We start from the raw sequence: 23,487 nt of genomic DNA, 5'->3' as shown, positions 1-23,487 counted from the left end.
GACCGCCAGCATGAACAAGCAGACCGAACCCTTCCTGCTCGATGCCAGCGTGGCCGCGGAATCGTCTCCGCAGGTCGGCATCTCGCGCCCGCACGAATCGGCCCATCTGCACGCGGCCGGCACCGCCACCTATACCGACGACATCCCCGAGCTGGCCGGTACGCTGCACGCGGCGCTCGGCATGAGCACGCGCGCCCATGCCCGCATCCGCGCCATGTCTCTCGACCAGGTGCGCCGCGCCCCGGGCGTGGTGGCCGTGCTGAGCGCCGCCGATATTCCGGGCGTCAACGACTGCGGACCGATCATTCACGACGACCCGATCCTGGCGCGCGACGTGGTGCAGTTCATCGGCCAGCCGATCTTTATCGTGGTGGCGGCGTCGCACGACGACGCCCGCCGCGCCGCGCGCCTGGCGGAGATCGACTACGAAGACCTGCCGCCGGTGCTCTCGCCCGAGGCCGCGCACGCGGCCGGCAGCTATGTACTGCCGCCGATGCACCTGACGCGCGGTGAACCGCGCCAGCATATCGACGGCGCCACGCGTCGCGACGCCGGCAAGATCCGCCTCGGCGGCCAGGAACAGTTCTACCTGGAAGGACAGATCGCCTACGCCGCGCCGCGCGAGAACGACGGCATGCACGTGTGGTGCTCCACCCAGCATCCGACCGAGATGCAGCACGCGGTGGCCCATATGCTCGGCTGGCACGCACACCAGGTGCTGGTGGAATGCCGCCGCATGGGCGGCGGCTTCGGCGGCAAGGAATCGCAGTCGGCGCTCTTCGCCTGTTGCGCCGCGCTGGCCGCGTGGAAGCTCCTGTGCCCGGTCAAGCTGCGACCCGACCGCGACGACGACATGATGATCACCGGCAAGCGGCACGACTTCCTGTTCGACTTCGAGGTGGGTCACGACGACCAGGGCCGTATCGAAGGCGTGCGCGTGGAGATGGTCTCGCGCGCGGGCTTCTCGGCGGACCTGTCGGGCCCGGTGATGACCCGCGCGATCTGCCACTTCGACAATGCCTACTGGCTGCCCAACGTGCAGATCGATGGCTACTGCGGCCGGACCAATACGCAGAGCAACACCGCATTCCGCGGCTTTGGCGGCCCGCAGGGCGCGTTTGCGATGGAGTACATCCTCGACAACGTGGCCCGCAACGTCGGCCTGGACGCGCTGGCGGTACGCCGCGCCAATTTCTACGGCAAGACCGAGCGCAATGTCACGCCGTACGGCCAGACCGTCGAGGACAACGTGATCCACGAGCTGATCGACGAGCTCGTGGCGTCCAGCGGCTACGAGGCGCGCCGTGCCGCGACGCGCGCGTTCAACGCGACCAGTCCGGTGCTCAAGAAAGGCATCGCGATCACGCCCGTCAAGTTCGGCATCTCGTTCAACGTCGCGCACTTCAACCAGGCCGGCGCGCTGGTGCACGTCTATAACGACGGCTCGGTGCTGGTCAACCATGGCGGCACGGAAATGGGCCAGGGCCTCAACACCAAGGTGGCGATGGTGGTGGCGCATGAACTCGGCATCCGCATGGAGCGCGTGCGCGTGACCGCCACCGATACCAGCAAGGTGGCCAACACCTCGGCCACGGCGGCCTCCACCGGCGCCGACCTCAACGGCAAGGCCGCGCAGGATGCGGCCCGCCAGATCCGTGCGCGGCTCAGCGCGTTTGCCGCGCGCAAGGCCGGCGTGGAAGCCGACACGGTGCGCTTCGGCGACGATCTCGTGGTAGCCGGCGAGCTGCGCATGTCGTTCGGCGATCTCGCGCGTGAAGCCTATGTGGCACGCGTGCAGTTGTGGTCCGACGGCTTCTACACCACGCCCAGGCTGCATTGGGACCAGGCGAAACTGCAGGGCCGCCCGTTCTACTACTACGCCTACGGCGCGGCCTGCTCCGAGGTGCTGGTGGACACGCTCACCGGCGAATGGAAGCTGCTGCGCGCCGATGCGCTGCACGACGCCGGCCAGTCGCTGAACCCGGCCATCGATATCGGCCAGGTGGAAGGCGCCTTCATCCAGGGCATGGGCTGGCTGACCACCGAGGAACTCTGGTGGAACCGCGATGGCAAGCTCATGACGCACGCGCCATCCACCTACAAGATCCCGACCGTCAATGACTGTCCCGAGGACTTCCACGTGCGGCTGTTCCAGAACCGCAACGTGGAGGACAGCATCCACCGCTCGAAGGCGGTCGGCGAGCCGCCGCTGCTGCTGCCGTTTTCGGTGTTCTTTGCCATCCGCGATGCGCTGGCCGCGCTCGGCGACTATCGCATCAACCCGCCGCTGCGCGCGCCCGCCACCAGCGAGGCGATTCTCGATGCGGCGGAAGCCGTCATGGAGGCGGCGGCCCAGGCCGCCTGAGCGCACCATGCAGGACGCACCGCTCAAGCCGTTCCGCTTTGCCGACGCCGCACGCTGGATCCGCGCCGGCGTGCCGGTGGTCATGGTCACCATCGTCGAGGTCAAGGGTTCGGCGCCGCGCGAGCCCGGCATCCGCATGCTGGTGACGGCCGACGACCTGGTCGGCACCATCGGCGGCGGCCATCTCGAATGGCGCGGCATGGAGATCGCGCGTGCGCTGCTGGGCGCAACGGGTGCTCCCGCGCAACGCCGCGTCGAACGCATCCCGCTCGGCCCCGCGCTGGGGCAGTGCTGCGGCGGCGTGGTGTGGCTCGGCTTCGAAGCCTTGGGCGCGGACGATCTGGCATGGCTCGATGCGGTGGAGCACGCCTTTGCCGGCGGCCGCGCGCTCGTGCGCACGGTGCCGGCGCGCGGACCGGTCACGCTGGCCGAGAGCCGCGCCCTGCTGCCATCGGTGGCGTGCCACGCGGACGGCTGGACCGACACGCTGGTGCCCGCCGACATGCATGTGGTGCTGTTCGGCGCCGGCCATGTCGGCCACGCGCTGGTGCAGGTGCTGGCGCAGCTGCCCTGCCGCGTGCACTGGGTCGACGAGCGCGACACGCTGTTTCCGCCGGGACTGCCCGCCAACGTGACGGCGGAAGCGTCGGATATCCCCGAGGCGGTGGTCGACCACGCGCCGGCCGGCAGCTATTTTCTGGTGATGACGCATAGCCACGCGCTCGACCAGTCGCTGTGCGAGCGGATTCTGCGACGCACCGATTTTGCGTATTTCGGCCTGATCGGATCGAAGACCAAGCGCGCGCGCTTCGAGCATCGCATGGCCGAGCATGGCGTGGACCCGGCGCGCTTTGCGGAAATGACGTGTCCGATCGGGGTTCCCGGCATTACGGACAAGGCTCCGGCTATGATTGCGGTAGCCATCGTCGCCCAGCTGCTGCAGGTGCGGGACCAGCGCATTGCCGCGCTGGCCGCCAGTCGCGTGGAGGCGGTGCATCCGTAACCCGGCGCGCGCCGCGCGGACAGGTCGACCGGTCGCCCCACCGCACCTGGCCAACCGTGCCACGCGGCCGTGCCGACGCCGAACCACCTCATAGAAACAAGAGGGCCCCACATGACCATCGATGCCGCGCTCGCGGACAAGATCCGCCGCACGCCCAAGGCAGAACTGCACGTGCATATCGAAGGCACGCTCGAACCCGAGCGCATCTTCCGGCTGGCCCAGCGCAACCACGTCGCGCTACCCTACTCCAGCGTCGAGGCCCTGCGCGCAGCCTATGCCTTTACCGACCTGCAGTCGTTTCTCGACATTTACTACGCGGGCGCGAGCGTGCTGCTGACCGAGGAAGATTTCTTCGACATGACGATGGACTACGTCCAGCGCGCCGTGGCCGACAACGTACGCCACGCCGAGATTTTCTTCGACCCGCAGACCCACACCGCGCGCGGCGTGCCGATTGGCGTGGTGATCGATGGCATTGCCGACGCGCTGGCGCAGGCGCGTACCGAGTACGATTTTTCGAGCCGCATGATTCTCTGCTTTCTGCGGCACCTGTCCGAGGAAGACGCGTTTGCCACGCTGGAGGCCGCGCTGCCGTACCGCGACCGCTTCGTCGGCGTGGGACTCGACTCGTCCGAGCGTGGCCATCCGCCCGGGAAATTCGCGCGCGTCTTCGCCCGCGCGCGCGAACTGGGCCTGCACCTCGTGGCCCATGCCGGCGAGGAAGGCCCGGCCCAGTATGTGCGCGACGCGCTCGATATCCTGCACGTCGAGCGCATCGACCACGGCGTGCGCGCGATCGACGACGACGCGCTGATCGAACGGCTGGCGCGCGAGCGCATCGCGCTGACGGTCTGCCCGCTGTCGAACGTCAAGCTCAAGGTCTACCCGGACCTGCGCGACCATCCCGCCAAGCGCATGCTCGACGCCGGCGTGGCGGTGACACTGCACTCGGACGATCCGGCCTACTTCGGCGGCTACATGAACGCCAACTGGGAAGCCACGTTCGACGCGCTGCCGCTCGATGCCGCCGACGCGCACAAGCTGGCCCGCAACAGCTTTGAAGCGGCCTTCCTGCCTCCCGCACTGAAGGCCGAGTACCTGGCGGAGGTCGACCACTTCTGGTCGGCACCGTCCCACCCCACGCCCGCCGCGGCACCCGCGACCTGACGGGTACCCGACGGGCCCATGCCCAACGAGCCGGCCTGCCCGCAAGACGATGCGGGCCGCCGGCCGCGAGAGATCACATCATGACGACGATTCCCCCCTCCCCCGGCGCACGCCACACGCCGACCCGCGCCGTGCGCGGCCGCATTCTCCATTTCCTGCGCGATCCGCAGTTCCACGAGGATGCCTGCGAGTATTGGGAAGACGGCGTGCTGATCATCCGTGCCGGGCGCATCGTCGCCGCGGGCGATCATGAAGCGTTGCTGCCGCAGATTCCCGCCGGCGCGGACATCGTCGACCATCGCGGCAAGCTGATCGTGCCCGGCTTTATCGATACGCACGTGCACTACCCGCAGACCGACATCATCGCGTCGCCGTCGCCAGGCCTGCTGCACTGGCTGGAAACCTACACCTTTCCCGAGGAACGCCGTTTCAGCGAGCCCGCCTATGCGCGCGCGGTGGCGGCATTCTTCGCCGACGAGCTGCTGCGCAACGGCACCACCAGCGCGGTGGTCTGGAGCACGGTGCACGCGACTTCAGCCGATGCGCTGTTCGCGGCCAGCGCCGAGCGCAACATGCGCATGGTCACCGGCAAGGTGCTGATGGACCGCAACTGCCCGGAGTTCCTGCGCGATACCGCCGAATCCGGGGCGCGCGACTCGGCCGACCTGATCTCGCGCTGGCACAACCAGGGACGCCTGGCGTACGCCATCACCCCGCGCTTTGCGCCGACTTCGAGCGAGGCGCAGCTGCGCGCCTGCGGCGAGCTTGCGCGCGCCTATCCGGACACGTTTATCCAGACCCACGTGGCGGAGAACCGCGACGAGGTGAAATGGGTGGCCGAACTGTTTCCGGACGCGCGCAGCTACCTCGACGTCTACGACCGCCACGGGCTGCTGCGTCCCGGCGCGTTCTACGGACATGCGATCTACCTCGATCCCGACGACCGCCGCCGGCTCGCGGACAGCGGCGCGGCGGTGGCGCACTGCCCCACCTCCAACCTGTTTCTCGGCAGCGGTTTCTACGACTTCCACCAGTCCGACGCACACCGGCTCAACGTCACGCTGGCCACCGACGTGGGCGGCGGCACCTCGTTCTCGATGTTCCGCACCATGAACGCGGCGCACAAGGTGGCGCGCATGGGCGGCTACCACCTGACCGCGCAGCGCATGTTCTACCTGGCCACGCGCGCCGCGGCCGAGGCACTCGGCTGGGAAGACCGCATCGGCAGCTTCACGCCGGGCTGCGAGGCCGACTTCATCGTGCTGGACCCGGAAGCCACGCCGCTGATCGCGCGCCGCAGCGGCCGCTCGGAGACGCTCGAGGAGCAGTTGTTCGCGTTTGCGATGCTCGGCGACGATCGCGTGGTCGACAACGTCTACATCATGGGCGAGGCCACGCGGGTGCTGGCGGTCTGAGCGCGCTCGCGCGCGGCGACTCCGCCTTGCGGACGGAAACGTCCGGCCGCGCGCGAGGCCCGGTTGGCCAGAAGTGGCATATCGGGCAAGAATTGACGCATATCAACACGACTGTCACGGAATCCTTCTAGCCTGTCGGCTCATACGCGCCCGCTTTCGGAATTTGGCGCAAATACGACTGATTACGGAAGGCCTCAGCATGACTGCCCGTTCTGACGAACTTGCGCTGGCGGAAGCCGGCGCGTTCGCCCCTGATACACGCGTCCCTAATACACGCGTCCCTAATACACGCGTCCCCGATACACGCGCCCCTGATACACCCGCGGCCGGTACCCCCCGGCACCTTTCGCCCCCGCCCACATTCACCCGCCAGGCCGCCGCGCAACCGGACACTCGCGCCGACCATTCCCTGCGCCTCGACCCGCGCGGCGTGCCGCTGCCCGAGCCGATCGCGGCCGATGCGCCGCTGCCCGGCCGCAAGACCATCCGCGGCTGGCTCATCCCGCTGGGCCAGCGCAGCACGACGCGCGCGCTGCTGCTGTTCGCTTTCGATTACCTGTTCTTCGCGGCCGTGATGGCCGGCGTGGTACTGGCCACGCCGTGGTGGGCCAAGCTCGGCCTTGGCGTGCTCGCCGGCCTGGTGATCGCGCGCCTGTTCATCATCGGCCACGATGCCTGCCACCAGAGCCTGACGCCGCGGCGCGGCCTCAACAAATGGCTGGGCCGGCTGACCTTCCTGCCGTCGCTCACGCCGTACAGCCTGTGGGAAGTGGGCCATAACGTCGTGCATCACGGCTACACCAACCTGAAGGGCTTCGACTTCGTCTGGGCGCCGTACTCGCTCGAGGAATACCAGGCGCTGCCACGCTGGCGCCGCGCGATGGAGCGCATCTACCGCAACGGCCTCGGCGCCGGCCTCTACTATCTGGTGGAAATCTGGTGGCTCAAGCTGTTTTTCCCGAGCCGGCGCCAGATGGCCACGCGGCGCCCGATCTTCTTCTGGGATTGCATGCTGGTGGCGGCCTTCGGCGCGGTGTGGATCGGCGCGCTCGCGTGGCTCGCGGTGGCCACCGGGCAATCGGTGGGCTTCATGATCGGCAGCGGGTTCGTGCTGCCGTTCCTGGTCTGGAACCTGACGGTCGGCTTCGTGCTGTATGTCCACCATACTCATACCAGCGTGGCGTGGTACGACACCAAGGCCATGTGGGCCAAGGCCCAGCCGTTCGTCTCGACCACGGTACACCTGCGCTTCCGCCATGGCATCGGCGCCGCGCTCCACCACATCATGGAACACACGGCGCACCATGTGGACATGAGCGTGCCGCTGTACCGGCTCAAGCGGGCGCAGGCCCTGCTTGAACACGCGCTGCCGGGCCGCATCATCGTCGAGAACTTCTCATGGCGCTGGTACTTCCACACTGCGCGCCGCTGCAAGCTTTACGACTTCAAGGCGCTGTGCTGGACCGATTTCCGCGGCCGGCAGACCAGCGAACGCGCACCGATTCCGACGTAAGGTTGCCATCTCGGGTGCCCGCGGTGACCCGTCCGGGGTGGACGGTACGATCCACCGCCGCTATAATCGCCACTTCCATTGGGGAGTAGCCGCCCTGCTTCTGCCGTCCCACGCAATGTGGGTCACACCATGTGGGTCACACCATGTGGATAAAACCATGTGGATAAAACCATGTGAGATCGCGGCAGACGGGGGCGTACGTCAACAGACTTGACCGGATTCATGGCGATAGCGCCGGGATACTGGTTATGGCGTGCGCAGCCCGGTCCTGACAGCCTGCTGTCGGCGACCATGCCTGGCGAGACCGATGACCTCACCTTTCTGGCCGGGCCGGGGAAGGTGTGTGTCATTGGCATCTCGCGATGCATAGCGGCCCGGTTGTTCACCAGAAAAACATGGAATCCTTCCTCGTCTCCACAGGCATCGTGGCCCTGGCCGAAATGGGCGACAAGACCCAGCTGCTGTCCCTCGTGCTCGCCGCACGCTATCGCAAGCCCCTCCCCATCATTGTCGGCATCCTGATCGCCACGCTCGTCAACCATGGCTTTGCCGGCGCGCTCGGCGGCTGGATTACCCAGGTCCTTGGCGCCAACCTGCTGCGCTGGATCCTGGGCCTTGGCTTTATCGCCATGGCCGGCTGGATGCTGATCCCCGACAAGCTCGACGACGCCGAGCAAGCCAAACCGGTCAAGGGCGCGCTGGGCATCCTCGGCACCACGATCGTGGCGTTCTTCTTTGCGGAGATGGGCGACAAGACGCAGATTGCCACCGTGGCCCTGGCGGCGCGCTTCCATGGCGAAGTCCTGGCGGTGGTGGCCGGCACCACGTTCGGCATGATGCTCGCCAACGCCCCGGCGGTATTGCTCGGCGACAAGTTCGCCAACAAGATGCCGATCGCGCTCGTGCACAAGATCGCGGCGGCGATTTTCCTGGTGCTGGGCCTGCTGGCACTGTTCAACGTAGGCGGCTGAGGCAAAAAAACGGGGCATGCGCCCCGCTCAAACCCTCGACGGTCCCGCGGCGCGGGCCGTCGATCACCGATGCCCGGTCGTCAATCCAGTCAGTTGGTGGTCTTGGCCCCGCCCTCGAACCATTGCCCCAGCAGCGCGCGCTCGTCGTCCGTAATCTGGGTGACGTTGCCGAGCGGCATGGCCTTCTGCTGCACGGCCTGCTGATAGATCAGCTGCGCATGGGCGCGAATCTCGTCCACCGTATCGAGCTTGATGCCCTTGGCGGCACTCGGCATCATCTTGGGCGCCTCGGCATGGCACTGCACGCAGCGCGCGTTGATGATCTCCCGCACCTTGTGGAAGCTCACCGCGTTGGCGGCACCGTCGGCCGCCGCGCCCGCCACCATCGGCCGCGGCTGCGGCGCGATCATGACCGCCACGCCAGCCAGCAGCGCCACGCCCACCGCGGGCCACGCGATATTGATCCTGCCTTTGTGCTTGAGAATGAAGAACTGGCGGATCGCCACCCCGGCCAGCATGATCAGGATCAGCACCAGCCAGTTGTACTTGTAGCTGTAGGTCATGCTGTAGTGGTTCGACAGCATCGCGAACAGCACCGGCAGCGTGAAGTACGTGTTGTGCACGCTGCGCTGCTTGCCGCGCTTGCCGTGGATCGGGTCCACCGGTTGCCCGGCCTTGAGCGCCGCCACCACCTTGCGCTGCCCGGGGATGATCCACACCAGCACGTTCGCGCTCATGATGGTGGCGATCATCGCCCCGGTCAGCAGGAACGCGGCCCGGCCCGAGAAGATATGGCACGCCGCGAACGCCGCCGCCGCGACATACAACGCCACCAGCAGACCGACCACCTTGTCGTTCTTGCCGAAGACGCGGCAGATGCAGTCGTAGACGATCCAGCCGATCAGCAGGTACGACACCGCAAAACCGACCGCCGCGCCCGGCGACATGTCGTAGACGTTCTTGTCGATCAGGAACGTGCTGGCATTGAACAGGTACAGCACCACCAGCAGCGCAAAGCCGCTCATCCAGGTGGAATACGACTCCCAGTAGAACCAGTGCAGGTGCTCGGGCAACTGCTTCGGCGCGGTCAGGTACTTCTGCGGATTGTAGAAGCCGCCGCCGTGCACGGCCCACAATTCGCCGTCGACCCCCTTGTCCTTGAGCCCGGGATCCTGCGGACGCGTCAGGCTGTTGTCGAGCCAGACGAAATAGAACGAGGAACCGATCCAGGCGATGGCCGTGATCACATGCAGCCAGCGCAGCAGCAGATTGGCCCAGTCGAGGATATAGCCTTCCATGATGTGTCTCCTACCTTGTCTTACGCGGCGTTCAGCTGCCGCGATAGGTCGAGTAGGACCACGGCGAAACCAGCAGCGGCACGTGGTAGTGCGCACCGGCATCGGCAATGCCAAAGCGCAGCGTCACCACATCGAGAAACGCCGGCTCCGGCAGCTTGACGCCCTGGGCTCGGAAGTAGTCGCCGGCGCCGAACTCGAGTTCGTACACGCCCGGCACCAGCGCGTCGCCCTGCAGTAGCGGCTGGTCGCAACGGCCATCGTGGTTCGTGACGAAGCGCTGCAGCGTCTCGCGCCGATTGTCGACAATTTTATGGAGCGTAACCGACATGCCGTGCCCGGGCGTACCGGCAGCAGTGTCGAGCACATGCGTAGTGAGGCGTCCCATCCTGTTGTTCCTTGACGGTTTGGGTTGTGAGGGCGCCGCTGCCTTCACCAGCACCATATGTGGGAATGGTGCCCGCTCGGTACGTGTTTTCACGCATCCCGGCGCTGGAATGGTGCGTGGCGACAATGCGCCGATCCATTCCGACTGACAACTCCGGAATTACCCGGATTTGTCGAAAACCTTGAGCTGTTTTGTTGACAATATTGCTTCCCCATCCAAATAATTGTCAACAATTTTTAATGCCACGCGCCATATAACGGTCATCACGGCGCGCGGAATCCGGGGCCAGCCGTCCATCGCTACGATCGCTCGGCACCATCGCCTTCCACTGCCGCCTTCTATCCGGGTGTCCGAGATGTCCAAGAATCTCAAGCTGATTGCCGCTGCCACCACCCCCGTTCCTGCTTCGACCCAGGCCGACGACGCGCTCGCCGGCGCCAGCCTGCCGGCGCTCGGCAAACCGCCGCGCAAGGGTTCCGTCGAGGAGCGCATGTACCACGAGATCTACGACGCCATCATGGAGCACCGGCTGCCGCCGCGCACCAAGCTGACCGAGCATGCGCTGTGCGAGATCTATGCCACGGCGCGCCATACCGTGCGCAAGGTGCTGTCGCGCCTTGCCGCCGACGGCATGGTCGATCTCGAACCCAACCGCGGCGCGTTTATCGCCAGCCCTTCCACCGACGAGGCGCACGACATGTTCGAGCTGCGCCAGATGCTGGAACGCGCGGTGCTCGAGAAGCTCGCCGCCCAGCCCGATGTGAAAACGATTATCGCGCCGCTGCGCAAGATGGTCGCGTCCGAACGGCAAGCCTTTCTTTCGCACGAGCGGCCGCGCTGGATCCGCCTGTCGGCGGAATTCCACACCGCGCTGGCCGATCTGTCGGGCAATGCGTTGCTGGTAACGATGATGCGGCGGCTGGTATCGCGCACCACGCTGATGATCGCGAGCGTGGAAGCGCCGGGCCACAACGCGTGCTCGTTCGATGAGCATGACGACATTCTGGACGCACTGGAAGCGGGCGACGCCGCGCTCGCCCAGGCCCGCATGGCGCACCACCTTGGCGCCTGTGCGGACCGTGTACAACCCGACGAACCGGGCAATTTCGACCTGCGCAGCGTACTGGGCCGGACCGGTCACGGCGACCACGGCGGTTAGCGCTGGCGCGCCGCTTGCTACCGCGCCTCTATTGCCACCCGGCCCGCGCGCACCACAGGTATCCGCACAGAGATGCCACGCGCGCACGCACCGATGCCCGGGGGTGGAGGCGACGGATTCCCACCATCGGAAAGAGAGGAGACACCCATGACTTCCGCGAGCACCATGGCCCCGGCGGATCGCATCAACGAACGCCTGCCATCCGGACGGCTGCTGGCACTGGGACTGCAGCACGTCCTGGTGATGTATGCCGGCACCGTGGCCGTACCGCTGATCGTCGGCGGCGCACTGAAACTGCCCAAGGACCAGCTGGCCTTCCTCATCAACGCCGACCTGTTCGCCGCAGGTCTCGCCACGCTGATCCAGGCGTTCGGCTTCTGGCGCTTCGGCATCCGCATGCCGGTCATGATGGGCGTGACGTTTGCCGCCGTGGCGCCGATGATCGCCATTGGCAGCGATCCCAACGTCGGGCTGCTCGGCATCTATGGCGCGGTCATCGCGTCGGGCATCTTCGGCATCCTGGTCGCACCGCTGATGGGGCGCATGCTTGGGCTCTTTCCTCCGGTGGTGACCGGCACCGTGATCACGCTGATCGGCGTGTCGCTGATGCGCGTCGGCATCAACTGGGCCGGCGGCGGCCAGCCGACCACGCGTGCGGTGATCGATGGCGTGGTCAAGGAGGTCCCCAACCTCGCCTACGGTGACCTCGGCAACCTCGCCATCGCCGGGCTCGTGCTGGTCACCATCCTGCTGCTGACGCGCTTCGGGCGCGGGCTGGTGGCCAACTGCGCGGTACTGCTCGGTATCGTCGCCGGCACGCTGGTGGCGATGGCATTTGGCAAGGTGTCGTTCGAGGGCCTGCACGAGGCGAGCTTCGTCGCCGTCATCACGCCGCTGCATTTCGGCATGCCGACCTTCCAGCTCACCGCGGTGCTGTCGATGTGCATCGTCATGCTGATCACCCTGGTGGAATCGACCGGCATGTTCCTCGCCCTCGCCGATATCACCGGCAAGCGCCTGACCAACCGCGAGCTGACCAACGGCTTGCGCGCCGACGGCCTGGGCACCATCATCGGCGGACTGTTCAATACGTTCCCGTACACCTCGTTCTCGCAGAACGTCGGGCTGGTCACCGTGACCGGCGTGCGCTCGCGCTATGTGGCGGTGGCCGGCGGGCTGATCCTGATCGCCTTCGGCCTGTTTCCCAAGATGGCGCATGTGGTGGCCTCGGTGCCGCAGTTCGTGCTCGGCGGCGCTGGCATCGTGATGTTCGGCATGGTGGCCGCCACCGGTATCCGCATCCTCAGCTCGTGCGATTTCAATCGCAACCGGCACAACCTGTTTATCGTCGCCATCTCGATCGGCTTCGGCATGATCCCGACACTGGCGCCCACGCTGTTCCAGTACCTGCCCAAGTGGACCGATCCGTTCACGCACAGCGGCATCGTGCTCGGCACCATCGTCGCGGTGGCGCTCAACCTGTTCTACAACGGCATGCAATCGCCCGAGGAGGCGATGCGCAACGCTGCCGCCAATACCCATGGCACGGAATAAACACATGGGCCCCCATCAGACCGACTCCCTCTCCTGAAGCCAGTTCACACCATGATTCCAGACCCATACCCGCGCGACATGATCGGCTACGGGGCCGAGCCGCCCCACGCCCGCTGGCCCGGCGGCGCGCGCATCGCGTTGCAGTTCGTGCTCAACTACGAAGAAGGCGGCGAGAACAACGTGCTGCACGGCGACGCCGGCTCCGAGCAGTTTCTCTCCGAGATCGTCGGCGCGGCCGCCTATCCCGACCGCCATATGAGCATGGAGGGCATTTACGAATACGGCTCGCGCGCGGGGGTCTGGCGCATCCTGCGCGAGTTCGAGCGGCGCGGCCTGCCGCTCACGGTCTTCGGCGTGTCGATGGCGCTGCAGCGCCACCCCGAGCTCGCGCGCGCGTTCGTCGAGCTCGGCCATGAGATCGCCTGCCACGGCTGGCGCTGGATCCATTACCAGAACATCGACGAAGCGACCGAACGCGAGCATATGCGCATCGGCATGGAGATCATCCGCGAGCTGACCGGCACCCTGCCGCTCGGCTGGTACACCGGCCGCGACAGTCCCAATACGCGCCGGCTCGTGGTCGAGCATGGCGGCCTGCTGTACGACGCCGACTACTATGGCGACGACCTGCCGTTCTGGACCGAGGTGGAAGTCACCGGCGGCGCGCGCAAGCCGCACCTCGTGGTGCCCTATACGCTCGACTCCAACGACATGCGCTTTGCCACGCCGCAAGGCTTCAACACTGGCGAGCAGTTCTTCCAGTACCTCAAGGACGCGTTCGACGTGCTCTATGCCGAGGGCGACCCGCAAGGCCTCGACCGCCCCAAGATGCTGTCGGTCGGCATGCATTGCCGCCTGCTGGGCCGGCCCGGTCGCTTCCGCGCATTGCAGCGCTTTCTCGATTACGTGCAGGAGCACGACCGGGTCTGGATCTGCCGGCGCGTCGATATCGCGCGCCACTGGATCGAGACCCATCCGTACCGGAGCCAGGCATGAGCCATACCGTCGCCCAACTCAATGCCATGCCGGCGGCCGACTTCGTCCGGGCGCTCGGCGGCATCTACGAACACTCGCCCTGGTTTGCCGAGGCGGCCGCGCGCAAACGTCCGTTTGACGATGTCGCGGCGCTGGCCGCCGCCTTGCGCGACGCCGTCGACCACGCCGGGCGCGAGGCCCAGCTTGCGCTGGTGCGCGCACACCCGGAACTGGCGGGCAAGGCCGCGGTGCGCGGCGAGCTCACCGCCGAGTCCACGCGCGAGCAGAGCGGCGCCGGGCTCGACCAGTGCACGCCCGCCGAATTCGAACGGCTGCATCAACTCAACGCCGACTACAACCGCAAGTTCGGCCACCCGTTCATTCTCGCGGTGCGAGGCTACGATCGCCACGGCATCATCGCGGAATTTGCAAGACGCATCGACAACGCGCCCGATGTCGAGTTGCAAACGTGCATCAGCCAGATCCATCGCATTGCACAGTTTCGGCTCGACGACTTAGTATCCCGCTGAGCCAGCCCAATGGCCCGATAAAGAAGAGAGAGAGCAGGAACGCAGCGATCCGGCCGTGCCCACGCCAGACACAAGAGGCACGCCGGGCAGAAGAATCCCGATACCGATCCAGCACGCGGCGTTCCAGAGCAGCATCAAAACCACGGAGGTCTTTACCCATGTTGAAGTACCACTACAAGCCAGCGCACAAGCTGGCGGCGGTGGCGGCCGCCCTTTTTTCGGGCGCTGCCATGGCACAGTCCGGCGTCACGCTGTACGGCCAGGCCGACATGTTCGTCGGCGGCATCAAGAGCCCGGGCACCGGCGAGCGCGCCTTCGTCGCGAATTCGGGCGGCATGCAGACGTCCTACTGGGGCATCAAGGGGGCCGAGGATCTTGGCGCCGGCACGCGCGCGGTGTTCGACCTCAACGCGTTCTACCGGACCGACAGCGGTCGCGTCGGCCGCTTCGACGGTGACGCGATGTTCAGCCGCAACGCGTTCGTCGGTCTCGAGAACAACCGCTTCGGCACGGTCAAGCTTGGCCGCAATACCACGCCCTACTTCGTCTCGACGATCCTGTTCAATCCGCTGATCGACTCGTACGTGTTCTCGCCGATGGTGTTCCACACCTACTTCTCGGCCAACAACGGCACCGTATTCGATCCGGGCATCATCGGCGACTCGGGCTGGAACAACTCGGTGCTGTATTCCACGCCGACGTGGGGCGGCCTGACCGCCAACTTCATCTACGGCCTGGGTGAGAACGCCGGCAACTACAGCCAGAACAAGTGGGGCGGCAACGTAACCTACTTCAGCGGCAACCTGGCCGCGACGGTGGCGTTCCAGCAGGTCAAGTTCGACGGCGCGCCGTTCGACGTGACCAACTCCACCAACCCGCTGCTCACCGGCTTCAGCAAGCAGACCGCGGTGCTCGGCGGCGTGACCTACGACTTCAAGATCCTGAAGCTGTTTGCACAGGGGCAGTACATCCGCACCAGCGTCAGCGGCGCCAACCCCAACGGGGACATCAAGCACATGAACGGCCAGGTGGGCGCGTCGGTACCGGTGGGCGCCGGTTCGGTACTGGCCACGTACGCGTACGACAAGACCGATAACGCGGTCTCCGACTTCAAGCGCAATACGTTCGCGCTCGCCTACGACTACAACTTGTCGAAGCGCACGGACATCTACGCGGCGTACTTCTACGACAAGATCACCGGCATTGAGCACGGCGACAGTTTTGGCGTCGGCATGCGCCACAAGTTCTGAGCCACACGCCGCGCCGCCGCCCCGCCCGGTCAGGTGGGGCGTGCCAGCACGCCGAGACGCCGCTTGCGCCACGTGGCCAGGCACTGGCGGCGGCTCGCCCCATGGGCAGGATATTGCCGGTTTTGCCCCGGTGACTGCCAGTTTGCTGCAATGCAGCGCGCCATCAGGATCGGAAGCTGTCGTTTCATAGGCGGATTCAATTGGCGACTGCCCGGCTGCCTGCCTAGATTGATTCTCCGGACGCTGTGTCGTCCCCCGACACAGGAACGAACGAGGTGACTCATGCGGCGTGATGCAAAGACCCGGTCGGAATTGATGGCGATCCTGAACCAGTGCCTGGATAACAATCCGGAGTGCGGTGAAGTGGAATTGCACGCGATGCGCGTGCACCAGCCCGATCACACCGGCTGCAACTGGAGCGCGGAAGTCGACTTCCGCACGGAGAGCTTTGACGATGTGGCGAATCAACTGGCCGCCGCGCGCTCGATCATCGTGGTGATGCGCGAGCAGTACAACATCCTGCAGTAAGCTGCAGGCGCCGGCATCGGCAATCCGGTGCAGACTTGCGCCGATGCTGACGCAGGCTGGCGCAGGCGATAACACTGCAACCATAAAAAAGGCCGGGTCCGATGACCCGGCCTTTTTGCTGCACGGCGTGCGCGCTAGGGGCGCGCACAAGTGCGTACTCCGTTGCGTCCTCAGGCGTGCACTTAGCGCACGGCGCCCGCTTCCGCCACGGCCACGGCCGTCATATTGACGATACGACGGGTGGTCGCCTGCGGATTCAGGATGTGCACCGGCTTGGCTGCACCCAGCAGGATCGGGCCCACCGTCACGCCCTGCCCGCCCGTGATCTTGAGCAGGTTGAACGCGATGTTGGCTGCGTCCAGCGACGGCATCACCAGCAGGTTGGCGCTCCCCGCGAGCTTGGTCGACGGCAGGAAGTGACGGCGCACGTCCTCGACCAGCGCGGCATCGCCCTGCATCTCGCCTTCCACTTCCAGTTGGGGCGCCACCTTGGCCAGGATCTCCGCGGTCGCGCGCATCTTGCGCGCCGACGGACGCGTCGACGATCCGAACATCGAGTGCGACATCAGCGCGACCTTGGGATGGAGGCCGAAGCGCGAGATTTCCTCGGCGGCCAGTTGCGTGATGCAGGCAAGTTCCTCGGCCGACGGATCGTCGTTGACAAACGTGTCGGTGATGAACAGGGTGTACTTCTCCAGCATCAGCGCATTCATCGCGGCAAACACGCGCGCATTCGGTGCCATGCCGATCACGTCGCGCACGTGCTCGAGGTGACCCTCGAAGCGGCCTACGGTGCCGCACAGCAGCGCGTCGGCGTCGCCCATGTGCATCAGCATCGTGCCGATCAGCGTATTGGAGCGACGCAATGCCACCTTGGCCATGTCCGGCGTCACGCCATCGCGGCCACGCAGCGCGTGATAGGCCTCGTGGTAGGCGCGGTAGCGCGGATCGTCCTCGGGGTTGACCAGCTCGAAGTCCACCCCCGGGCGCAGGCGCAGACCGGCCTTCTCGATGCGCATCTGGATCACGTGCGGGCGGCCGATCAGGATCGGGCGGGCGAGACCTTCGTCCACCACGCTCTGCACGGCACGCAGCACGCGCTCTTCCTCGCCCTCGGCATAGGCTACACGCTTCGGCGCGGCCTTGGCGGCGGTGAACACCGGCTTCATCATCAGGCCGGTGTGATAGACGTAGTGCGTCAGTTGCTGGCGATAGGCCTCGAGGTCCTTGATCGGACGCGTGGCCACGCCCGACTCCTCGGCGGCCTTGGCCACCGCCGGCGCGATCTTCTCGATCAGACGCTGGTCGAACGGGGTCGGAATGATGTAATCGGGACCGAACTTCAGCTCGCGGCCACCGTACGCGGCCGCCACGGCGTCGTTGAGCTCGGCTTCGGCCAGCTCGGCGATCGCCTTCACGCACGCCAGCTTCATTTCTTCCGTGATCTTGGTGGCGCCGCAATCGAGCGCGCCGCGGAAGATGTACGGGAAGCACAGCACGTTGTTGACCTGGTTCGGATAGTCCGAACGGCCGGTGGCGATGATGCAGTCGGGACGCGCGGCCTTGGCCACTTCCGGACGGATCTCCGGTTCCGGGTTGGCCAGCGCCAGGATGATCGGCTTGTCGGCCATGGTCTTGACCATATCGCCGGTCAGCACGCCCGCGGTGGAGCAGCCCAGGAAGACGTCGGCATCCTTGACGATATCGGCCAGCGTGCGCGCGGCGGTGTCCTGCGCGTAGCGGGCCTTGTTGGCTTCCATGTTGGCATCGCGGCCCACGTGGATCACGCCCTTGGAGTCCACCACGTAGACGTTCTCGCGCTTGACGCCCAGGCTCACCATGGTATCCAGGCAGGCGATGGCGGCCGCACCGGCTCCCGAGACCGCCAGCTTGACCTTGCCAATGTCCTTGCCCACCACCTTCAGGCCGTTCAGCAACGCTGCCGCGGAGATGATGGCCGTACCGTGCTGGTCATCGTGGAAGACCGGAATATTCATGCGCTCGCGCAGCTTCTTCTCGATGTAGAAGCACTCGGGCGCCTTGATGTCCTCGAGGTTGACACCGCCGAGCGTCGGCTCCAGCGCGGCGACGATTTCGACGATCTTGTCCGGATCGTTGGCATCGAGCTCGATGTCGAACACGTCGATGCCGGCGAACTTCTTGAACAGGCAGCCCTTGCCTTCCATCACCGGCTTGCCGGCGAGCGGACCGATGTCACCCAGGCCGAGCACCGCGGTGCCGTTGGTCACCACGGCCACGAGGTTGGCGCGCGAGGTGTACTCGGCGGCCATGGCCGGATCCTTGGCGATCTCCTCGCACGCATAGGCCACGCCCGGCGAGTAGGCCAGCGACAGGTCGCGCTGGTTCGACAGCGCCTTGGTCGCCGTGACCTGGATCTTGCCCTTGGTCGGGCTGCGGTGATACTCCAGCGCGGCGAGGCGCAGTTGCGCCTCCGGGCTATTCGCTACGTGCTGGGGGGCATGCTGCGGTGCATCACCGCTGGTTTTGCTGCTCATACTGGCTCGGTCCGAAAAATTCGAGCAGCCATTCTAGCCCAGCCCACGCCATCGGGCATGGCTTCTTTTTCGATTATTTCCCCTTCTCCACCTCCAGCGTGACGCGCCTCGGACGGCCGCTCTCGAGCGGGAAATCGGCAAAGGCACTGCGGATCATGTAAGGCATGACGCTGGTCAGGTTGCCACCTTCGGAGGTGTTGCGCGCGGTCACCTGGTACACCCGCTTGCCGGACTTCGCATCCTTGAAATAGACGCGCAGGCTGGCAAAGGTCACCGGCACGTCGCGCACCACGGTCTGCGGCGGCCAGTAGCCCGGTCCCCAGCCGGGACCCCAGCCCCACGGACCGTAGGGACGGTACCAGCCATAGGGTCCCCAGTACGGCCCCCATGGGCCGTACCACGGATCGGGATAAACGGTCTCGGCCACGCGCACAAAGCCGGGCGCGGCGTCGTAGTCCATGCTGACCAGGTAGCGGGCCTGCGCGGCCGGCAACGCCTCGAAGCCGAGGCCCGCCAGCGCGGCCGCCAGCCACTGCTCGTAGGTCTGGCGGTCGAGCTGGGTCTCCTGCTGGGGCGTATGCTCGAACGCGTAGGTGCGCGGCGCGTCGTTCTGCCAGCCCGACTGGCCAAACGCCGTAACCTCGGTGGTCACCGTGCTCGCGCACCCGGCAAGCCATAACGCCGCGACCATGGTGGTGCCGAGCGTCAGCCATCGTGTCCACGGGCGTGCCGTGCGCCCTGCCCGGTCCGGCCGGTGCTTCGCGTCCTGCCGCATGTCTTGCTGCGTGTCTTGCCACATGTCTCGCCACATGTCTTGCCACATGTCTGGTTCCCCAACTGATTCGCCTGCCGCCGACCCCGCCTGGTCAGACCGGACGCCGCGGCCGGCGTTCCCGCCCGGCGGCCGACCCCGTTCCACCTCGTTGGCTACAATGAGGGCTTCGGCGCCGGCATCGCCGCCGGGCGCCTTGCCCTCGATTTCCGCCCACAGGATGTCCCCATGCTTCGCACCGATACGCCCGTTACCGTCTATCGCAAGGACTATACCCCGCCCGCGTTCGCGATCGATCATGTCGATCTGGTGCTCGAACTCGACCCGCAGCGCACGCTCGTCACCAGCACGCTGCGCTTCGCGCGTGCCGCCGGTGCGGCCGACGCTCCCCTGATGCTGGTGGGCGAGGAACTCGAACTGGTCGGCATCCGCCTCGACGGCCAGCCTTTCACGCAATATCGCACCGAGACCGGCACGCTGACGCTGAGCGCGCTGCCGGCGCAGGGCACGCTGGAGATCACCACCGCGTGCAACCCCGGCGCCAATACCACGCTGTCGGGCCTGTATGTGTCCAATGGCAACTTCTTCACGCAGTGCGAAGCGGAGGGCTTCCGCCGCATCACGTACTTCCTCGACCGCCCGGACGTGATGGCGACCTACCGTGTCACGCTGCGCGCGGACCGCGCCGCGTATCCGGTACTGCTCTCCAACGGCAACCTGCTGAGCGAGCGCGCGCTGCCCGATGGCCGCCACGAGGCGGTGTGGGAAGACCCGTTCCGCAAGCCGTCGTACCTGTTTGCGCTAGTGGGCGGCAAGCTCGAATGCATCGAGGAACGCATCGTCTCGGCGTCGGGCAAGGAAAAGCTGCTGCAGGTCTGGGTCGAGGCACAGGACCTCGACAAGACTCGCCATGCGATGGACTCGCTGATCCACGCGATCCACTGGGACGAGCGCCGCTTCGGCCTGGAGCTCGATCTCGACCGCTTCATGATCGTCGCCGTGGGCGACTTCAACATGGGCGCGATGGAGAACAAGGGCCTCAACATCTTCAACACCAAGTACGTGCTGGCCAACGCGCAGACCGCGACCGATGTCGACTTCGCCAATATCGAATCGGTGGTCGGGCACGAGTACTTCCATAACTGGACGGGCAACCGGGTGACCTGCCGCGACTGGTTCCAGCTGTCGCTCAAGGAAGGCCTGACCGTGTTCCGCGACCAGGAGTTCTCGGCCGACATGATGGGCTCGGAGTCGGGTCGCGCGGTCAAGCGCATCGAAGACGTGCGCGTGCTGCGCCAGGTGCAGTTCCCCGAGGACGCCGGCCCGATGGCACATCCGGTGCGCCCCGACAGCTACGAGGAAATCAACAACTTCTATACGGTCACGGTCTACGAGAAGGGCGCCGAGGTGGTGCGCATGTACCAGACCCTGCTCGGCCGCGACGGCTTCCGCAAGGGCATGGACCTCTATTTCGAGCGCCATGACGGCCAGGCCGTGACCTGCGACGACTTCCGCCGCGCCATGGCCGACGCCAATGGCCGCGATCTCACGCAATTCGGCCTCTGGTACAGCCAGGCCGGCACGCCGGTGGTCACGGTACGTACCACGTGGCACGCCGGCACCGGCACGCTCGACCTCACGCTCACGCAGCGCTGCCCGAAGGTCGGCATCGAAACGCGCGACGGCACGCCCGAGAAGCAGCCGTTCCATATTCCGTTCGCGCTCGGCCTGATCGGCAAGGACGGCGCCGACCTGCCGCTGCAACTCGAAGGCGAGGCCGCTCCGGGCGACACCACGCGCGTGCTCGATTTCACGCAGGCCGAGCAGACCTTCCGCCTGATCAATCTGCCGAGCGGCGATGCGCCCCGGCCGTCGCTGCTGCGCAATTTCTCGGCGCCGGTGATCGTCGACTACGAATACACCGACGACGATCTGACCTTCCTGCTGAAGCACGACAGCGATCCGTTCAACCGGTGGGAAGCCGGCCAGCGCCTGGCCACGCGCGTGCTGCTCGAACTGGTGGCCGACGTGCAGGCGGGGCGCGAACTCAAGCTCGACCGCGCGCTGGTCGACGCGTTCCGCGCGGTGCTGACCGACGGCACGCTCCACCCCGCGTTCCGCGAGCAGGCACTGATGCTGCCGGCCGAGGCCTACCTCGCCGAACGCATGGGCGTGGCCGACCCGGCCGCGATTCATCGTGCGCGCCTGTTCCTGCGCGAGGGCCTGGCGTGCGCACTCAAGGCCGAATGGCTGGCCGCGTACGAGGCCAATGCCACCCCGGGCCCGTACTCGCCCGACGCCGATGCCGCCGCCCGGCGCGCGCTGCGCAACCTCGCGCTCGGCTACCTGGCCGACAGCGGCGCGGCCGACATGCAGGCCCTGGCCGACCGCCACTACCAGCAGGCCGACAACATGACCGACCGTTTTGCCGCGCTGTCGGCACTGGTCAACAGCTTTGCGCCGGGACGCGAGCATGCGCTGGCCGACTTCTACCAGCGCTTCGAGCACGACGCACTCGTCATCGACAAATGGTTCTCGCTGCAGGGCATGCAGCGCGGCGAGGTGGGCCCGCATGCGGGCAAGCGCACCATCGACACGGTGCGGCAACTGATGGAGCATCCCGCCTTCAACCTGCGCAATCCCAACCGCGCGCGCTCGCTGATCTTCAGCTTCTGTTCGGGCAACCCGGCGCAGTTCCATGCCGAGGACGGCTCGGGCTACGCGTTCTGGGCCGATCAGGTGCTCGCGCTCGATGCGATCAACCCGCAGGTGGCGGCCCGCCTGGCGCGTGTGATGGACCGCTGGCAGAAGTACGCGCTGCCGCTGCGCGAGCGCATGCGCGCCGCGCTGGAGCGCGTGGCGGCGACCAGCACGCTGTCGCGCGATGTGCGCGAAATCGTCGGCAAGGCCCTGGCTGCCTGAGGCCCCGCACGCATCGGACGCACGCGGCGCCCTGTAGAATGGCGCCCATCCAAGGAGAACCCACATGACACGCATCAGTCTCACCCGATACCTGGTCGAGGAGCAGCGCCAGCACAACACGATCCAGCCCGAACTGCGGCTGCTGATCGAAGTGGTGGCGCGCGCCTGCAAGGCCATCTCCAACGCCGTCAGCAAGGGCGCCCTCGCGGGCGTGCTGGGCTCGGCCGGCACCGGCAACGTGCAGGGCGAAACGCAGCAGAAGCTCGACGTGATCGCCAACGAAGTACTGCTCGACGCCAACGAATGGGGTGGCCACCTCGCGGCCATGGCGTCGGAGGAGATGGATTCGTTCTACGAGATTCCCAACCGCTACCCCAAGGGCGAATACCTGCTGCTGTTCGATCCGCTCGACGGTTCGTCCAATATCGACGTGAACGTGTCGATCGGCACCATCTTCTCGGTGCTGCACATGCCCAAGCCGGGCCAGACCGTGACCGAGCACGATTTCCTGCAGCCAGGCACGCATCAGGTGGCAGCCGGCTACGCGGTGTACGGGCCGCAGACCACGCTGGTACTGACGGTCGGCAATGGCGTGCACATGTTCACGCTCGATCGCGAGGCGGGCAGCTTCGTGCTGACGCAGTCCGACGTGAAGATTCCGGAGGACACCAGGGAATTCGCCATCAACATGTCCAACATGCGCCATTGGGCTCCGCCGGTGCGCCAGTACATCGACGAATGCCTGGCCGGCGAGGAAGGTCCGCGCGGCAAGAACTTCAACATGCGCTGGGTGGCCTCGATGGTGGCCGACGTGCACCGCATTCTGACGCGCGGCGGCGTGTTCATGTATCCGTGGGACCAGCGCGAGCCGGAGAAGCCGGGCAAGCTGCGCCTGATGTACGAGGCCAATCCGATGGCCATGCTGGTCGAGCAGGCCGGCGGCGCCGCGACCAATGGTCAGGAGCGCATTCTGGACGTACAGCCGACCCAACTGCATCAGCGCGTCTCGGTGATCCTCGGCTCGAAGAACGAAGTCGATCGCGTCACGCGCTATCACCGGGAAGCGCAAGCCAAGGGCTGACGGGCCGCGCAGCGGCGGAGTCTGACAACGACATCGCGATATCGCGATATCGATCTTGCAATGTCGGACGTCCGCGCGGATCC

General features: G+C 66.3%; 19 protein-coding genes. 14 read left to right on the top strand and 5 right to left on the bottom strand.

The window, feature by feature from the left end; translation table 11 throughout:
- Positions 1-10: 10 nt before the first annotated feature.
- From xdhB to DFLDMN_RS19500, 6 genes are all read left to right on the top strand, one after another.
- Positions 11-2,365, top strand: a complete 2,355-nt coding sequence (gene xdhB, locus DFLDMN_RS19525; RefSeq protein WP_423196492.1) for a xanthine dehydrogenase molybdopterin binding subunit — start codon at positions 11-13, stop codon at positions 2,363-2,365.
- 7 nt (positions 2,366-2,372) lie between these two features.
- Positions 2,373-3,368 carry a xanthine dehydrogenase accessory protein XdhC gene (gene xdhC, locus DFLDMN_RS19520; protein WP_423196491.1) on the top strand — a complete coding sequence of 332 codons (996 nt, stop codon included), beginning with the start codon at positions 2,373-2,375 and terminating at the stop codon, positions 3,366-3,368.
- Positions 3,369-3,479: 111 nt separating this feature from the next.
- Positions 3,480-4,535, top strand: coding sequence for an adenosine deaminase (locus DFLDMN_RS19515; protein WP_423196490.1), 1,056 nt, complete (start codon positions 3,480-3,482; stop codon positions 4,533-4,535).
- Between the two features lie 80 nt (positions 4,536-4,615).
- Entirely contained in the window at positions 4,616-5,950 is a 1,335-nt protein-coding gene (gene guaD, locus DFLDMN_RS19510; protein WP_423196489.1) for a guanine deaminase, read from the top strand.
- Between the two features lie 199 nt (positions 5,951-6,149).
- Positions 6,150-7,463: a fatty acid desaturase gene (locus tag DFLDMN_RS19505; RefSeq protein WP_423196488.1), complete on the top strand. Its 1,314-nt coding sequence runs from the start codon at positions 6,150-6,152 to the stop codon at positions 7,461-7,463.
- Between the two features lie 395 nt (positions 7,464-7,858).
- Positions 7,859-8,434: a TMEM165/GDT1 family protein gene (locus DFLDMN_RS19500; protein ID WP_423196487.1), complete on the top strand. Its 576-nt coding sequence runs from the start codon at positions 7,859-7,861 to the stop codon at positions 8,432-8,434.
- 89 nt (positions 8,435-8,523) lie between these two features.
- Here DFLDMN_RS19500 and DFLDMN_RS19495 read toward each other — a convergent pair whose 3' ends face one another.
- Together DFLDMN_RS19495 and uraH are read right to left on the bottom strand one after the other, a co-directional pair.
- Positions 8,524-9,732, bottom strand: a complete 1,209-nt coding sequence (locus tag DFLDMN_RS19495; protein ID WP_423196486.1) for a urate hydroxylase PuuD — start codon at positions 9,730-9,732, stop codon at positions 8,524-8,526.
- A gap of 31 nt (positions 9,733-9,763) precedes the next feature.
- Complete coding sequence (gene uraH, locus DFLDMN_RS19490; RefSeq protein WP_423196485.1) at positions 9,764-10,117, bottom strand: hydroxyisourate hydrolase; 354 nt, start codon at positions 10,115-10,117, stop codon at positions 9,764-9,766.
- A gap of 355 nt (positions 10,118-10,472) precedes the next feature.
- Between uraH and DFLDMN_RS19485 the strand changes: the two genes are divergently transcribed.
- From DFLDMN_RS19485 to DFLDMN_RS19465, 5 genes are all read left to right on the top strand, one after another.
- Positions 10,473-11,276, top strand: a complete 804-nt coding sequence (locus DFLDMN_RS19485; RefSeq protein ID WP_423196484.1) for a GntR family transcriptional regulator — start codon at positions 10,473-10,475, stop codon at positions 11,274-11,276.
- Between the two features lie 147 nt (positions 11,277-11,423).
- Entirely contained in the window at positions 11,424-12,830 is a 1,407-nt protein-coding gene (locus DFLDMN_RS19480) for a nucleobase:cation symporter-2 family protein (RefSeq protein WP_423196483.1), read from the top strand.
- Positions 12,831-12,881: 51 nt separating this feature from the next.
- A complete protein-coding gene (gene puuE / locus DFLDMN_RS19475; RefSeq protein WP_423196482.1) occupies positions 12,882-13,826 on the top strand; it encodes an allantoinase PuuE in 945 nt (314 codons plus the stop codon).
- Positions 13,823-14,335, top strand: a complete 513-nt coding sequence (uraD, locus tag DFLDMN_RS19470; protein WP_423196481.1) for a 2-oxo-4-hydroxy-4-carboxy-5-ureidoimidazoline decarboxylase — start codon at positions 13,823-13,825, stop codon at positions 14,333-14,335. Before puuE ends, uraD begins: the two co-directional genes overlap by 4 nt.
- A gap of 161 nt (positions 14,336-14,496) precedes the next feature.
- The gene (locus DFLDMN_RS19465; RefSeq protein WP_423198485.1) at positions 14,497-15,585 is read left to right on the top strand and encodes a porin; all 1,089 of its coding nucleotides are present in this window, start codon (positions 14,497-14,499) and stop codon (positions 15,583-15,585) included.
- A 29-nt stretch (positions 15,586-15,614) separates the two neighbouring features.
- Here the strand turns inward: DFLDMN_RS19465 and DFLDMN_RS19460 are convergent, their stop codons facing one another.
- Entirely contained in the window at positions 15,615-15,773 is a 159-nt protein-coding gene (locus tag DFLDMN_RS19460) for a hypothetical protein (RefSeq protein WP_423196480.1), read from the bottom strand.
- Positions 15,774-15,867: 94 nt separating this feature from the next.
- Here DFLDMN_RS19460 and DFLDMN_RS19455 point away from each other — a divergent pair, with 94 nt between their 5' ends.
- Positions 15,868-16,113, top strand: a complete 246-nt coding sequence (locus DFLDMN_RS19455; protein WP_423196479.1) for a hypothetical protein — start codon at positions 15,868-15,870, stop codon at positions 16,111-16,113.
- Positions 16,114-16,295: 182 nt separating this feature from the next.
- On the opposite strand, the gene DFLDMN_RS19450 is transcribed toward DFLDMN_RS19455, so the two are convergent.
- Positions 16,296-18,629, bottom strand: a complete 2,334-nt coding sequence (locus DFLDMN_RS19450) for an NADP-dependent malic enzyme (protein WP_423196478.1) — start codon at positions 18,627-18,629, stop codon at positions 16,296-16,298.
- A 73-nt stretch (positions 18,630-18,702) separates the two neighbouring features.
- A complete protein-coding gene (locus DFLDMN_RS19445; RefSeq protein WP_423198484.1) occupies positions 18,703-19,320 on the bottom strand; it encodes a DUF4136 domain-containing protein in 618 nt (205 codons plus the stop codon).
- 309 nt (positions 19,321-19,629) lie between these two features.
- On the opposite strand from DFLDMN_RS19445, the gene pepN reads away from it, so the two are divergent.
- Together pepN and DFLDMN_RS19435 are read left to right on the top strand one after the other, a co-directional pair.
- Positions 19,630-22,323 carry an aminopeptidase N gene (gene pepN, locus DFLDMN_RS19440; protein WP_423196477.1) on the top strand — a complete coding sequence of 898 codons (2,694 nt, stop codon included), beginning with the start codon at positions 19,630-19,632 and terminating at the stop codon, positions 22,321-22,323.
- Between the two features lie 64 nt (positions 22,324-22,387).
- Positions 22,388-23,404 (top strand): class 1 fructose-bisphosphatase, encoded by a 1,017-nt coding sequence (locus tag DFLDMN_RS19435; RefSeq protein WP_423196476.1) that lies wholly within the window; start codon positions 22,388-22,390, stop codon positions 23,402-23,404.
- Positions 23,405-23,487: the final 83 nt, after the last annotated feature.

Source organism: Cupriavidus sp. H19C3, from assembly GCF_049393815.1.
In the GTDB taxonomy this organism is placed as follows: domain Bacteria; phylum Pseudomonadota; class Gammaproteobacteria; order Burkholderiales; family Burkholderiaceae; genus Cupriavidus.
The sequence above is the reverse complement of the archived record's forward strand: the minus strand, read 5'-3'. Positions and strand labels throughout refer to the sequence as shown.